This is a genomic window from Sphingobium sp. IP1, from assembly GCF_002708645.1.
GTDB lineage: Bacteria > Pseudomonadota > Alphaproteobacteria > Sphingomonadales > Sphingomonadaceae > Sphingobium > Sphingobium yanoikuyae.
In genome coordinates, this window is the sequence record NZ_NOIW01000009.1 from 25,089 (window position 1) to 37,699 (window position 12,611).

Here is a 12,611-nt window from a genome sequence, read left to right on the forward strand (position 1 = left end):
GGTCCGGGGCGATGAATGACGACGCCGTCCTGATCGACCGCTTCCTCGAAATGATGGCGGCGGAACGCGGCGCGTCGCGCAACACGCTGCTCGCCTATCGCACCGACCTTCAGGGCGCCGGGGAGATTGTCGGCGGGCTTGCCGCCGCCAGCCAGGACATGCTCGGCCGTCTTGCTGGCGAATGGGCGCCGCTCGCCGCCTCCACCGTGGCGCGCAAGGCGTCCGCGCTGCGCGCCTTCTACGCTTTTCTGGAGGAAGAGGGGCTGCGCGCCGACAATCCCGGCGCGGCATTGCCCCGGCCGGTCACGCGCCGGCCGCTGCCCAAGATCTTGTCGTCGCAGGAGGTCGATTCGCTCTTTGCCCTGATCGCGCAGCGGGTGGAGACGGACCATCCCGCGCCGCTCGATCTGCGGCTCTCGGCGCTGATCGAACTTCTCTATGGCTCGGGCCTGCGCGCGACCGAACTGGTCTCGCTGCCGCGCAAGGCGCTGGCGGTCGATCGCCCCTTCCTCATCATCAAGGGCAAGGGCGCGCGAGAACGGCTTGTGCCGATCTCCGACCGCGCCCGTGCCGCCGTCGCGACCTGGCTCACCCATGTGCCGGCGGACAGCCCATGGCTTTTCCCCTCGGGCAAGAGTCATGTCAGCCGCATCCGCCTCTATCAGCTGGTCAAGCAACTGGCTGCGGCGGCCGGCATCGCGCCCGAACGGGTCAGCCCCCATGTGCTGCGCCACGCCTTTGCCACCCATTTGCTGGAGGGCGGGGCGGACCTGCGCGCGCTGCAATCCATGCTGGGCCATGCCGATATCGGCACGACGCAAATCTACACCCATGTCGACAGCCGCCGGCTGGTCGAACTGGTCAACAGCCGGCACCCGCTGGCCGGCATGCAAGCCAGGATCGCGCATCCCCGCGTTGACGGCGACGCGTCCGCGCCTTAACGCCATCCGCCATGGTAAGCTTTCTCGAATTTGAAAAGCCGGTCGCAGAGCTGGAAGCCCGCATCATCGAACTGCGCCAGACGGCCTCCGTCGGCGACATCGACATTAGTGGCGAGATCAACACGCTGGAACAGCGTGCCGACAAGATGCTGTCGGACATCTATGCCAAGCTGACGCCCTGGCAGAAGACGCAGGTGGCCCGCCACCCCGAACGCCCGCACTTCAAGGATTATGTCGCGGGCATGTTCGACAATTTCATGCCGCTGGCCGGCGACCGCGCCTTTGCCGACGATCAGGCGATCATCGGCGGCTTCGCGACGCTGGGCGAACGCAAGGTCATGGTCATCGGCCATGAAAAGGGCGACGACACTGCCAGCCGCGTCCGTCACAATTTCGGCATGGCCAAGCCCGAAGGCTATCGCAAGGCGATCCGCCTGATGGAACTGGCCGACCGGTTCGGCCTGCCGGTCGTCACGCTGGTCGATACCTCGGGCGCCTTCCCTGGCGTCCAGGCCGAAGAACGTGGCCAGGCCGAAGCCATTGCCCGTTCGACCGAAGCCTGTCTGGCGCTCGGCGTCCCCATGGTCGCGGCCGTGGTGGGTGAGGGCGGCTCGGGCGGCGCGGTGGCGCTGGCTGCGGCCAATCGCGTGCTGATGTTCGAACATGCCGTCTATTCGGTGATCTCGCCCGAAGGCTGCGCCTCGATCCTGTGGCGCACCGCCGAAAAGGCCAGCGACGCGGCGACCGCGATGCAGGTCACGGCGCAGCATTTGAAGGGCCTGGGCGTGATCGACCGTATCGTCGTAGAGCCCGTGGGCGGCGCCCATCGCGAGCCGGTGCAGGCGATCGCCAATCTGGGTGCAGCCATTGGCGAGGAACTGGACGCGCTGTCCGGCCTCGAACCGCAGGCGCTGCGCACCGATCGCGCCGACAAGTTCCTGGCCATCGGTATCTGACATCAATTTCCCGGAACAGCATCCTGTCCTCGCTCGTTACGGCACGGTAACAGGGGCAGGGTGTCAAGGATGGGAATGGAATGAATCGGACATGGTTGTCGGCCGGCCTTGGCGTCGGCCTGATCGTCGCGGGCGTGGCGCCGGCGGTGCTGGGGCAGCAGCGGGCGATTCGCACCGTCTCCTCGATCAGCGCGCAGGACAAGGCATCGGGTGCCAAGCAGCATCCCGAACTGCTCAAGGAATTTGGCGGCGCCTATGTCGGGCCGCAGGCGCGCTATGTGGAAACGGTCGGACGCCGCATCGCGGTCCAGTCGGGCCTCTCCAATGCGCAGGGCGATTTCACCGTCACCCTGCTCAACTCCCCGGTCAACAACGCCTTCGCCATCCCCGGCGGCTATGTCTATGTCACGCGTCAGTTGATGGCGCTGATGAATGACGAGGCGCAGCTGGCCGGCGTGCTGGGCCATGAAGTCGGCCATGTCGCCGCCCAGCATGGTCAGCGGCGCCAGCAGGCGGCGCAGCGCAACGCGATCGGCGGCGCGCTGCTGCAGGTGCTGACCGGCGCCTTGCTGGGCGATTCGGCGCTGGGCGGCGTGCTGCAGCAGGGGATCGGCACCGGCAGCCAGCTTCTGACCCTCAAATTCTCGCGCAGCCAGGAATATGAGGCGGACGATCTGGGCATCCGCTACCTCGCCTCGGCCGGCTATGATCCCCGTGCGCTGTCGGACATGCTCGCCTCGCTCGCGGCGCAGACCAGTCTGGACCAGCGTGTGTCGGGCGACGCGCGCTCCATGCCCGAATGGGCCAGCACCCATCCCGATCCGGGCGAACGCGTCGATCGGGCGGCGCAGATGGCCTCGCGCACCGGCGCGACCAGCACGCTGCGCAACCGCGATGCCTTCCTGACGGCGCTCAATGGCGTCCTCTATGGCGATGATCCCAAGCAGGGCGTGATCGACGGCAGCCGCTTCCGCCATCCCGACCTGCGCCTGTCCTTCACCGCGCCCTCGGGCTTCGGCATGGAAAATGGCGCGGACGCGGTCAGCATCACCGGTTCGGGCGGTCAGGCGCAGTTCGGCGGCATGGCCTATAATGGCAATTTGTCGACCTATATCGATTCGGTGCTCAAGCGACTCGCGGGTAATGCTGGCGCGCCGCCGGCGGGTGAGGTGCAGCGCACAACGATCAACGGCCTGCCGGCCGCCTGGCGCACGGTGCGCGCCAGCACCAAGTCGGGTCAGATCGACGCCACCGTCTTCGCTTATGATTTCGGCGGCGGAAAGGCCTATCATTTCCTGCTGCTGACCCCGGCGGGCAAGGACATTGGCCCGTTCGACTCGATGGTCCGTTCGGTCCAGCGCCTGTCGGCGCAGGAGGCGGCGGCGATCAAGCCGCGCCGGGTCAATCTGGTGACCGTCAAGGCGGGCGACACCGTCCAGTCGCTCGGCCGCCGCATGGCCTATAGCGATTATCCGCTGGAGCGCTTCCTGGTACTGAACGCGCTCAACGAACGCTCCGTGCTGAAGCCGGGCGATCGGGTGAAGATCGTCACCTGGTAAGATTCGGCAGACTCCAGGCAAAGAAAAAGGGCGGCGGAATTGCTTCCGCCGCCCTTTTCTAACATCGGTTTCGAGCTTACTTCAGGTTGCCCGAAACGTTGTTGAAGGTGCTGCCCAGCTTCGAGCCCAGGCTGGTCATGGCGCCGATGGCGGCCACGGCGATCAGAGCGGCGATCAGGCCGTATTCGATGGCGGTCGCGCCCTTTTCGTTCTTCAGCATCTTGCGAATGAACTGCATGTGATGTCTCCTTGACAAACGTTACGTTAAACTACCCGGCCGCCCCGCTATGAATTAGGTCAGCGAAGACCTCTCTAGATTGGCTCGGTTGAGAAAAGTTTAATGCGAAACCGGGGGTGTCAGAATTTCGTGGTTAATATTTGGTCACTTCGCCGGCGACATTGTTCCACATGCCGGTCGTGCGCGTCGCGACGTTGTTCAGCGCCGCGATCATGGCCAGCACGACCATCGCGATGATCAGGCCATATTCGACCGCGGTTGCCCCCCGCTCACATCGCGAAAGCGCGGATTTCGTGACGAATTCGATGATCGCGCGCATATGACCCCGCTTGGCTACAGACACTCCACGATCAGTGTGTAAAGCAGCCACGGTTAACAAAGCCCTTGCAAGGGAGCGTTATGCAGAGTTTTACCCCGTTTCTGGTCGTCGCCGTCGCCCTGATCGATGCCGATGGCCGCGTTTTGGTGCAGCAACGGCCGCCCGGAAAGCCGATGGCGGACCTGTGGGAATTTCCCGGTGGCAAGGTGGAGCCGGGTGAAACGCCCGAGGCGGCACTGGTGCGCGAACTGGAGGAGGAACTGGGGATCCGCACCCATGAAAGCTGCCTGGCTCCCGCAACCTTCGCCAGCGCGCCGCTGGAGAACAAGCATCTGCTGCTGTTGCTCTATGTCTGCCGCAAATGGGAAGGGATGCCCGAAGCGCGCCATGCCACCGCGCTGCAATGGGTGCGGCCCGCGCAAATGTATGCGCTCGACATGCCACCAGCCGACCTGCCGCTGATCGGCATTCTCGACGCACTTATCTGACGGGAAATCCAGCTCTGCACCGATGGTGCAAGGTTAGGCCATAAAGGGCAGGGGAAGGGCGGTCCGCGCCTTCCCCTGCAGCCTGTAAACGGGGCCAACCGCCGGACAGCCGGCCCCGCGCGTCAGTCTCAGTCTTCCTTGGCCTTGCTCTGCAGCTGGACATAATTCTGGATGCCCATGCGTTCGATCATCTCGAACTGGGTTTCCAGCGTGTCGACATGCTCTTCCTCGCTTTCGAGGATATACTGGAACAGATCGCGGCTGACGAAGTCCTTGATCGACTCGCAATAGGCGATGGCGTCGCGCAGCACCGGCAGCGCCTCATATTCCAGCTCCAGATCCGCCTTGAGGATTTCCTCGACGGTTTCGCCGATCTTCAGGCGGCCGAGCAGCTGGAAATTGGGCAGGCCGTCGAGGAACAGGATGCGCTCCGCCACCTTGTCGGCGTGCTTCATCTCGTCGATCGATTCCTCATATTCGAACTTGGCGAGCTTCTCGATGCCCCAGTGATTGAGGATGCGATAGTGGAGGAAATATTGGTTGATCGCGGTCAACTCGTTCTTGAGGACCTCGTTCAGATAATCGATAACCTTCTGGTCGCCCTTCATGGCGCTATGCTCCGGCTGTTATTGGGAATGCCGGACATATAAAGGTTTCGCATCCGGTTGTTAAGCCGGAAAGGCGCAGAAAACCGCCATTTTTCAGGCAGCTATTGCGTGGTGTTCGCGATTGTCAGGGGCCTTTTACTGCGCCTGCTTCGCAATCTATTCAGGCCGTCGCGCGCTCCGCCGCGATGATCGTGCGGGCATAGCCGACGCACTGGCCGCACTTGGGGCGGCGGCCGAAACGGGCATAGGCACTACAGGGGGTATCGGCACCATCGCGCGCCGCTTCCCGCAGATCCTTTTCGCGAATGGCATTGCAAACACAGACGACCATTGGATTCTCCTGACCCGTGAAATAGGTCAGATGCTAATGGATCGCAATAGAAGATCATGCGCTCCTGCGAATCTTTTGCAGTTTTCCCTGTTGCAGGCTGCGCCACACCCATTCGGCCGGCCCCATCGCGAATCGGTCGAGCCAGGGCTTGGACCACAGCAGCATCACCGCCCAGGCGGCGATAAGGAAGAGCGGAAAGGCCGCTGGGCGCACCTGTCCGAACAGCCCCAGCCCCCAGCCATAGAAGATCGCCGTCATGATGAGGCTGGTGCCCAGATAATTGCTGAGCGCCATGCGCCCGGTCGCGGCGATCCGACCGACCAGCCAGTGATCGCGATGCCGCGCCAGCAGCCACAGGATCAGCGCCGCCCAGCCGACCGCCAGCGGGATGCGGAAGGGGAAGGACCAGAGCAGCGCGGTGGAAAAGGCGGTCAGCGGCGCAAAGCCGCTCGCCACCACCCAGATGGTCAGACCGATCATCGGCACCAGTCCGATCAGGAAGCAATGGCGCGCGGTCTGCCTATATTGCTCGGCGGGCCAGCGGCCGATCAGGAAGCCGCCCTTCAGCATCGCCATGCCCAGCAGCATGAAGCCCAGCGTGTCGAGCCCTGTGAAGAGAAAGGTCCACAGCCAGTCGCCGACAAAGCCGGTCAGATGATGGCGCACGATCCCGCCGAAGCTGCCGGTGTAGATGGCGATATCCTGCTGGATGATCGGGCTGTTGGGGTCGGACAGGCCAGCGAGGAAGCTGTCCAGTCCCTCGCGCGTCGCGGCGGCCGCACCGGCGGCGGCGGCGGCATGGGCCAAGCCATAGAGGCTGGCGATGAAGGCGCCACAGATCAGGAAATGAATGAGGAAGGCGAGGAAGGCCCATTTGACCAGCGCCAGCGGCTCCTTCTGGGCAAAGAGCAGGGCGATGGTGCCGACCACCGCATAGGTCACCAATATGTCGCCCCACCACAGCAATATGTGATGCAGCAGGCCGATCGCCAGCAGCCAGAAGCCGCGCACCAGTTGTGTCCGCGTGCCATCGCGCCCGGCCATTTCCTCCCGGTCGATCAGCAGCAGCATCGACGCCCCGAACAGCAGCGAGAACAGCCCCCGCATCTTGCCGTCGACCAGGATCAGGCTGCTCGCCCAGAAGGCGATGTCGCCAGCCGACATCGGCCCGGCCGCGACCGGATTGAAATAGGCATTCTGCGGCAGGGCGAAGGCGGTGATGTTCATCCACAATATGCCCATCACCGCGCAGCCGCGCAGCACGTCCATGGCGGGGATACGGGGTGATGCGGCGGTCATGCGGGCAATCCTTGAAGATGCTGGCCATCGGGGCATTGGTCTGCCATGCGGCTGGTGGATTGATTTTGACATTTGCGCGCCCTTGGCTTGTCGGCGGGATGCAAATGTCAAAATCGAAAAATCCACCAGAATCGAAATTTCTAGTGGTCCAATAGATTCTGACATTTGGTCACAATCTAGTGGGCAGCGCAGCCAAATGTCAGAATCGGACCACTACCCATGAATGATGGCCGCAAGCAACGGATAAGCGACTCCTTCGGCGCGGCGGCAGACCGTTATGACGACCATGCCGGGCCGCAGCGAACGGCCGCAGCTTTGGTCGCAGACATTGCCCAGCGGCAGAGTCCGGACGGCGTCGCGCGCATCCTGGAAATCGGTTGCGGCACCGGCCTGCTCACGCGCGACATCCAAGTCCGCTGGCCCGGCGCGGAACTGGTCGCCACGGACATCTCGCCAAAGATGCTGGACCGGGCGGCATCGGCCGGGCTGGTCGCCGGCACCTTCCTCGCAATGGATGGGGAGGCACCCTTGTTCGAAGGCGAATGGTTCGACCTCATCCTCTCCAGCCTTGCCTTCCAATGGTTTGACGACCTGCCCGCCGCGATCGCGCGGCTGGTGGCGCTGCTGCGCCCCGGTGGCAGCCTCATTTTCTCGACCATGGGGCAGGGCAGCTTTGCCAATTGGCGCGCTGCCCATGCCACCTGCCATCTGACGCCCGGCGTCCCCGCCTATCCCTCGCTCGACGCGCTGCGCGCGATGCTGGCGGCCTATGGCGACGCCTTCGCCTTTGACGAGACCGTCCTGCTGGACGGGCAGGGCGCCCGTGCGCTGATCGGCCATCTCAAAGGCATCGGCGCGGTGGTGCCGGACGAGGGGCGCCGGCCGCTCTCCCCCGCCGCGCTGCGCCGGGTCATGGCCGCCTATGACGAGGCGGGCGGCCGCGACGTCTATCAGTTGCTGATCGGCCGGGTGACGCGCGCGGCCCAGGCATAGGGGCCGACCACCGTGCCGACGAAGCCGCCAGCCTCATGGGTGCTGAGGAAGCGGATATCGACATCGCGCGCCAGCACTGTCTCCCGCCCGTCGACGCCATAGGCGAAGCGCGCCGTGCCGCCATTAAGGGCGACGATCAGGCGGACGGGCTTGGCCGGATCGATCGGCGCGGCAGCGACCAGCCTGTCACGATCGCTGTCCTCGCGCAGCATCAGGGCGATCTGCGGTTTCCCGTCCTTCTGCGTCACGCCGAAGAATAAAAAGGAGCGATCGGACTGCACGGCCGCCAGCCCCGCCAGATCCCCCTCCGTCTCCGGCCGATAGGTCAGGTCCGTGCTGATGGTCGCGACATGATGCTGCTGGCGCCGCCCGACAAAGGCCGGGGCGCCGCTGAGGTCACCCAGCGCGGTCGTGCCGTCCAGCACCAGCGCGCCCGCCTCCAGTCGGTAAAGCGGTGCCTTGGGCGTCCGCAGGCCGATCCAGTCCATGCTAAGGCGCGGTCCGTCGAACCCGTCGCGATAGGCAAAATCGCCGCTGGTCGGCGGCGCATCGGTATCGCGCACGGGCAGGGCCGGGCGCTTCGCCGCATAGGGAATGGCTTTGCCGGCCTCCAATATATGCGGCCAGCCATCGCGCCATGCGACCGGCAGCAGGAAGGTTTCGCGCCCGATATTGTAGAGGTCCGGGCCATAGGGGCGGGTGGCGAGGAAGGTCGCCCACCAGTCGCCCGCCTGCGTCTGCACCAGCTTGGCATGGCCGGCCGACGTCACCGGATGGGGACGGGCCGGGTCCAGGCTGCGCTGGCTCAGGATCGGATTGCCGGCATAGGGGGTGAAGGGGCCGCGCAGGTCGCGGGCGCGGAACACCACTTCGCTATGCTGGTCGCCGGTGCCGCCCTCGGCCGCGATCAGATAATAATATCCCTCGCGCTTCAGCAGATGCGGTCCCTCGATCCAGGAGGGCTTCTGGCTGATGTCGACGCCGCCATTGACGATCTGCGTCGCCGTGCCGCTCATCTTGAGCGCGTGCCAGTCAAATTCCTGCACCCAGATCGCCCGATGTCCCTCATAGCGGGGCGGTTCGGCCGGCGCGCGATTATTGACGATGAAGGCGCGCTCGCCTTCCCAGTAGATCGACGGATCAATCCCCTCGAACGGCAGCCAGTGCGGTTTCGACCACGACCCGGCCGCATCCTTCGCCGTCATCACGAAATTGCCGCCGCAATCGACGCAGGTGCCGACCAGGTAGAAGAGCCCGTCATGGAAGGAGATGTCGGGCGCGAACATGCCGCGCGAACTGCGCAGGCCGCTGAAATCAAACTGGTCGGGCCGGTCGATCGCGTTGCCGATCTGGCGCCAATGCACCATGTCGCTCGACCGGAAGACCGGTAGCCCCGGATAATGGGCGAAGGAGGAGTTGACGAGATAATAGGTATCGCCGACCCGCGTGATCGATGGGTCGGGATAATAGTCCGACAGGATCGGGTTGCGATAGTCGTCCGGGCCGGGCGTCACCTGTTCCTGGGCGCGACCGTCATAGCGGAAATCGCTGAAGCGGGCGGGGCCTGCCAGGGCCGGGCCGGCAATGGCGGCCAGCAACAGCAAGGCGGCACGACGGGTCTTGCGCATATCCTCTCCTCCCATTTTTGCCGAGCATAGGAGAGAGTTTTTGATAGCGCTATCAAAAATCCGAAGGCGCGTTAGCGCGCGGACTTGCGGATCATCAGCTTCAGTCCCGACCAGACCGTATCGACCGCGCAAACCTTGACATCGACCAGGTCGGTCGCGGGCAGGATGACCGCGCGAATGGCATCCTCGGTAATGTCGGTCGGCACCTTCGACGCCTTCTTGGGCCAGCTTACCCACAGGAAGCCGGCCGGCGCGAGAAGAGGCCTCAGATATGTCAATTTCGCTGTCATCGTCGCGCGATCGGTGACGAAGATATGGGCCGCATCGATCGGCGCTTCCGGCGCGGCAAGCCGGATCACGCCGCTCGCGCCAATCTCCGCCGCGACGCTGTCGGGCATGCCGTCCCACCAGGCGCGTAGGCCAGGTTTCAGGCTCAGCTTCTTGGCCAGCGGTGTGCCCGAATAGCCGGCGCTCATCGTCGGCGCCCTGCCGCGATGAAGGCGATCGGCAGGCCGACCAGGATGCAGTGGGAGAAGAGCTGGTTGCCGATGTTCCAGGCGATCCGGCCGATTGGCAGTGCGGCATAGGCGGCGGGCAGCCACATGGCGGGCCAGCGCCACGGCCGCACGATCCAGTACATGATCGCCCAGAGCAGCAGGCCATAGAGCAGGCCGGCGACGACGGGATGGCGGCGCAGGGCAGGGCGCCGCTGCGCGATCAGCATATAGGCGGCCGCCATGCAGGCCATGATCGCGAAATGGACGGCCAGGCCGGCAATCGCCCATAGCCAGGCGGGGTCTCCCCGCGCGCGATCGCCCAGCGGGCCGCTCGCGACAAATTGCAGCACCGCATGCGGCGCCGTGCCTGCCATGCCGGCAAAGACAAAGGCGGAAAATATGTCGAGTGTGCCGGCGACCAAGGTTGCCCGGATGATCCTCTTGCGCATGGTGCGCTCCCCATTTTCTCGGGGCGGATCATGACAGATTGGGATGAATTTGTCCCGCCGGATGCGCTGCACCCGGCGGGACGGAAAGATTAGAGTTCGCTGTCCATCAGCGCGGGGAAGAAGCCCTCATGCGCGGTGCGCAGCGCGTCGATCGACACGCCCGCCACGCTGTCGCCGCCAACGGTGCCGATCTTGACCGCGCCTGCGATCTCGACGCCGGCCGGTGCCGTGACGACATAGCGGCTCTGGTCTTCACCGAACGCCGAAGCGGTGGTCAGGGCGATGTCCAGCGTCGCGCCGATCTTGCCGGCCAGCGCCATTTCCGCGATCGTGACGATCAGGCCGCCATCGGAAATGTCATGCACGGCATTGACCGTGCCCGCGACGACCAGTGCGCGGACAGCGTCGCCATTGGCGCGCTCGACCGCCAGGTCGACCTTGGGCGCGTCACCCGCTTCGCGGCCGGCAATCTCGCGCAGCCAGATCGACTGGCCCAGATGCGTGCCTTCGCCGCCGACCAGCCAGATCGCGTCGCCTTCATTCTTGAACGCCACGGTCGCCATCACGTCGATATCGGCCAGCAGGCCGATGCCGCCGATCGCCGGGGTCGGCAGGATCGCCGAGCCACCGCCGGTCGCCTTGGATTCATTGTAGAGGCTGACATTGCCCGACACGATCGGGAAGTCGAACGCGCGGCAGGCGTCGCCCATGCCCTCCAGACAGCCGGTCAGCTGCGCCATGATCTCGGGGCGCTGCGGATTGGCGAAGTTGAGGCAGTTGGTAACGGCCAGCGGGGTCGATCCGACCGCGCTCAGGTTGCGATAGCATTCCGCGATCGCCTGCTTGCCGCCTTCATAGGGGTCGGCATAGCAATAGCGCGGGGTGCAGTCGGTGCTGATGGCAATGCCCTTGCGGCTGCCATGGACGCGGACCACGGCGGCGTCGCCGCCGGGGCGCTGCACCGTGTCGGCGCCGACCATATGGTCATATTGTTCCCAGATCCAGCGACGGCTGGCGATATCGGGGCTGCCCATCAGCATGACGAGGTCCGCGCCGATGTCGGCGCTCTCGGCGATCTCGCCCAGCGGCTCGACCTTCGACCAGATCTTATATTCGTCCTTCGGCATCGAGGGACGGTCGTAGAGCGGCGCATCGTCGGCCAGCGGCGCGAGCGGAATGTCGCACACGATCTCGCCCTTATGCTCCAGCACCATGCGGCCGGTGTCGGTGACATGGCCGATGACGGCGAAGTCGAGTTCCCACTTCTTGAAGATCGCCTCGGCAAAGGCTTCGCGGCCGGGCTTGAGCACCATGAGCATGCGCTCCTGGCTTTCCGACAGCATCATCTCATAGGTGGTCATGCCGGTTTCGCGCTGCGGCACGTCATCCATCTTGAGGTGCAGGCCGACGCCGCCCTTCGACGCCATTTCGACCGAGGAAGAGGTGAGGCCGGCGGCGCCCATGTCCTGGATCGCGACGATCGCGTCCGATGCCATCAGTTCCAGGCACGCCTCGATCAGCAGCTTTTCGGTGAAGGGGTCGCCGACCTGGACGGTGGGGCGCTTCTCTTCGCTATCCTCGCCGAAATCGGCCGAGGCCATGGTCGCGCCATGGATGCCGTCGCGGCCGGTCTTGGAACCGACATAGACGATCGGGTTGCCCACGCCGCTGGCGGCCGAATAAAAGATCTTGTCGGTGTCGGCGATGCCCACGGTCATCGCATTGACCAGGATATTGCCGTCATAGGCCGGGTGGAAATTCACCTCGCCGCCGACGGTCGGCACGCCGACGCAATTGCCATAGCCGCCAATGCCATGGACCACGCCGCTGATGAGATGCTTCATCTTGGGGTGGTCGGGGCGGCCGAAGCGCAGCGCGTTCATGTTGGCCACCGGGCGGGCGCCCATGGTGAACACGTCGCGCAGGATGCCGCCGACGCCGGTCGCGGCGCCCTGATAGGGTTCGATGTAGCTGGGGTGGTTATGGCTTTCCATCTTGAAGATGGCGGCCTGGCCGTCACCGATATCGACCACGCCGGCATTTTCGCCGGGGCCACAGATCACCTGCGGACCCTTGGTGGGCAGCTTCATCAGGTGGATCTTGGAGGATTTGTACGAGCAGTGCTCCGACCACATGACCGAAAAGATCCCGAGTTCCGTCAGGTTCGGCTCGCGGCCGATCGCCTTCAGGACGCGATCATATTCTTCGGGGGACAGACCGTGCTCGGCAATGATCTGCGGGGTGATCTGGGGGGCGCTGCTGGACATGAGCGCGCCTTTAGACGCGTGGCGCGGGATTCACAATG

14 protein-coding genes are annotated in these 12,611 nt (G+C 64.8%); 5 read left to right on the forward strand and 9 right to left on the reverse strand.

Features of this window, described 5'->3' with window-relative positions:
- The first annotated feature begins 11 nt into the window (after positions 1-11).
- The 3 genes from CG471_RS04590 to CG471_RS04600 all read left to right on the forward strand — a co-directional run bounded on the left by CG471_RS04590 (position 12) and on the right by CG471_RS04600 (position 3,456).
- Positions 12-941: a tyrosine recombinase gene (locus CG471_RS04590; protein ID WP_099230849.1), complete on the forward strand. Its 930-nt coding sequence runs from the start codon at positions 12-14 to the stop codon at positions 939-941.
- A gap of 11 nt (positions 942-952) precedes the next feature.
- On the forward strand, positions 953-1,897 hold the full coding sequence (locus CG471_RS04595) for an acetyl-CoA carboxylase carboxyltransferase subunit alpha (protein ID WP_099230851.1): 945 nt from the start codon (positions 953-955) through the stop codon (positions 1,895-1,897).
- An 80-nt stretch (positions 1,898-1,977) separates the two neighbouring features.
- Positions 1,978-3,456 carry a M48 family metalloprotease gene (locus CG471_RS04600; protein ID WP_099230853.1) on the forward strand — a complete coding sequence of 493 codons (1,479 nt, stop codon included), beginning with the start codon at positions 1,978-1,980 and terminating at the stop codon, positions 3,454-3,456.
- A gap of 76 nt (positions 3,457-3,532) precedes the next feature.
- Here the strand turns inward: CG471_RS04600 and CG471_RS04605 are convergent, their stop codons facing one another.
- Together CG471_RS04605 and CG471_RS04610 are read right to left on the reverse strand one after the other, a co-directional pair.
- Positions 3,533-3,694, reverse strand: coding sequence for a Flp family type IVb pilin (locus CG471_RS04605; protein WP_004211201.1), 162 nt, complete (start codon positions 3,692-3,694; stop codon positions 3,533-3,535).
- Between the two features lie 133 nt (positions 3,695-3,827).
- Complete coding sequence (locus CG471_RS04610; protein ID WP_004211202.1) at positions 3,828-4,013, reverse strand: Flp family type IVb pilin; 186 nt, start codon at positions 4,011-4,013, stop codon at positions 3,828-3,830.
- Positions 4,014-4,093: 80 nt separating this feature from the next.
- Here CG471_RS04610 and CG471_RS04615 point away from each other — a divergent pair, with 80 nt between their 5' ends.
- Positions 4,094-4,501, forward strand: coding sequence for a (deoxy)nucleoside triphosphate pyrophosphohydrolase (locus CG471_RS04615; RefSeq protein WP_099230855.1), 408 nt, complete (start codon positions 4,094-4,096; stop codon positions 4,499-4,501).
- Between the two features lie 128 nt (positions 4,502-4,629).
- Here the strand turns inward: CG471_RS04615 and bfr are convergent, their stop codons facing one another.
- The 3 genes from bfr to CG471_RS04630 form a co-directional block, all read right to left on the reverse strand.
- Positions 4,630-5,109 carry a bacterioferritin gene (bfr, locus tag CG471_RS04620; protein WP_004211204.1) on the reverse strand — a complete coding sequence of 160 codons (480 nt, stop codon included), beginning with the start codon at positions 5,107-5,109 and terminating at the stop codon, positions 4,630-4,632.
- Between the two features lie 160 nt (positions 5,110-5,269).
- Positions 5,270-5,440: a bacterioferritin-associated ferredoxin gene (locus CG471_RS04625; protein ID WP_004211205.1), complete on the reverse strand. Its 171-nt coding sequence runs from the start codon at positions 5,438-5,440 to the stop codon at positions 5,270-5,272.
- A 54-nt stretch (positions 5,441-5,494) separates the two neighbouring features.
- Positions 5,495-6,739, reverse strand: coding sequence for a DUF418 domain-containing protein (locus CG471_RS04630; RefSeq protein WP_099230857.1), 1,245 nt, complete (start codon positions 6,737-6,739; stop codon positions 5,495-5,497).
- 219 nt (positions 6,740-6,958) lie between these two features.
- Here CG471_RS04630 and CG471_RS04635 point away from each other — a divergent pair, with 219 nt between their 5' ends.
- Positions 6,959-7,732 carry a methyltransferase domain-containing protein gene (locus CG471_RS04635; RefSeq protein ID WP_099230859.1) on the forward strand — a complete coding sequence of 258 codons (774 nt, stop codon included), beginning with the start codon at positions 6,959-6,961 and terminating at the stop codon, positions 7,730-7,732.
- Here CG471_RS04635 and CG471_RS04640 read toward each other — a convergent pair.
- From CG471_RS04640 to purL, 4 genes are all read right to left on the reverse strand, one after another.
- Complete coding sequence (locus CG471_RS04640; protein WP_099230861.1) at positions 7,690-9,360, reverse strand: glycoside hydrolase family 43 protein; 1,671 nt, start codon at positions 9,358-9,360, stop codon at positions 7,690-7,692. The genes CG471_RS04635 and CG471_RS04640 overlap by 43 nt on opposite strands.
- Positions 9,361-9,431: 71 nt before the next feature.
- Positions 9,432-9,836 (reverse strand): hypothetical protein, encoded by a 405-nt coding sequence (locus CG471_RS04645; RefSeq protein WP_099230863.1) that lies wholly within the window; start codon positions 9,834-9,836, stop codon positions 9,432-9,434.
- Positions 9,833-10,306: a hypothetical protein gene (locus tag CG471_RS04650; RefSeq protein WP_099230865.1), complete on the reverse strand. Its 474-nt coding sequence runs from the start codon at positions 10,304-10,306 to the stop codon at positions 9,833-9,835. Before CG471_RS04650 ends, CG471_RS04645 begins: the two co-directional genes overlap by 4 nt.
- An 89-nt stretch (positions 10,307-10,395) precedes the next feature.
- Positions 10,396-12,573, reverse strand: coding sequence for a phosphoribosylformylglycinamidine synthase subunit PurL (purL, locus tag CG471_RS04655; RefSeq protein ID WP_099230867.1), 2,178 nt, complete (start codon positions 12,571-12,573; stop codon positions 10,396-10,398).
- Between the last annotated feature and the right edge of the window lie 38 nt (positions 12,574-12,611).

What these genes read in the sequence shown, in the direction of transcription:
- bfr (WP_004211204.1), bottom strand. Translation starts at nt 5,109, where the DNA reads ATGAAGGGCGACCAGAAGGTTATCGATTATCTGAACGAGGTCCTCAAG.
- CG471_RS04630 (WP_099230857.1), bottom strand. Translation starts at nt 6,739, where the DNA reads ATGACCGCCGCATCACCCCGTATCCCCGCCATGGACGTGCTGCGCGGC.
- CG471_RS04610 (WP_004211202.1), bottom strand. Translation starts at nt 4,013, where the DNA reads ATGCGCGCGATCATCGAATTCGTCACGAAATCCGCGCTTTCGCGATGT.
- CG471_RS04615 (WP_099230855.1), top strand. Translation starts at nt 4,094, where the DNA reads ATGCAGAGTTTTACCCCGTTTCTGGTCGTCGCCGTCGCCCTGATCGAT.
- CG471_RS04645 (WP_099230863.1), bottom strand. Translation starts at nt 9,836, where the DNA reads ATGAGCGCCGGCTATTCGGGCACACCGCTGGCCAAGAAGCTGAGCCTG.
- CG471_RS04595 (WP_099230851.1), top strand. Translation starts at nt 953, where the DNA reads ATGGTAAGCTTTCTCGAATTTGAAAAGCCGGTCGCAGAGCTGGAAGCC.
- CG471_RS04650 (WP_099230865.1), bottom strand. Translation starts at nt 10,306, where the DNA reads ATGCGCAAGAGGATCATCCGGGCAACCTTGGTCGCCGGCACACTCGAC.
- CG471_RS04635 (WP_099230859.1), top strand. Translation starts at nt 6,959, where the DNA reads ATGAATGATGGCCGCAAGCAACGGATAAGCGACTCCTTCGGCGCGGCG.
- CG471_RS04600 (WP_099230853.1), top strand. Translation starts at nt 1,978, where the DNA reads ATGAATCGGACATGGTTGTCGGCCGGCCTTGGCGTCGGCCTGATCGTC.
- CG471_RS04605 (WP_004211201.1), bottom strand. Translation starts at nt 3,694, where the DNA reads ATGCAGTTCATTCGCAAGATGCTGAAGAACGAAAAGGGCGCGACCGCC.
- CG471_RS04590 (WP_099230849.1), top strand. Translation starts at nt 12, where the DNA reads ATGAATGACGACGCCGTCCTGATCGACCGCTTCCTCGAAATGATGGCG.
- CG471_RS04640 (WP_099230861.1), bottom strand. Translation starts at nt 9,360, where the DNA reads ATGCGCAAGACCCGTCGTGCCGCCTTGCTGTTGCTGGCCGCCATTGCC.
- purL (WP_099230867.1), bottom strand. Translation starts at nt 12,573, where the DNA reads ATGTCCAGCAGCGCCCCCCAGATCACCCCGCAGATCATTGCCGAGCAC.
- CG471_RS04625 (WP_004211205.1), bottom strand. Translation starts at nt 5,440, where the DNA reads ATGGTCGTCTGTGTTTGCAATGCCATTCGCGAAAAGGATCTGCGGGAA.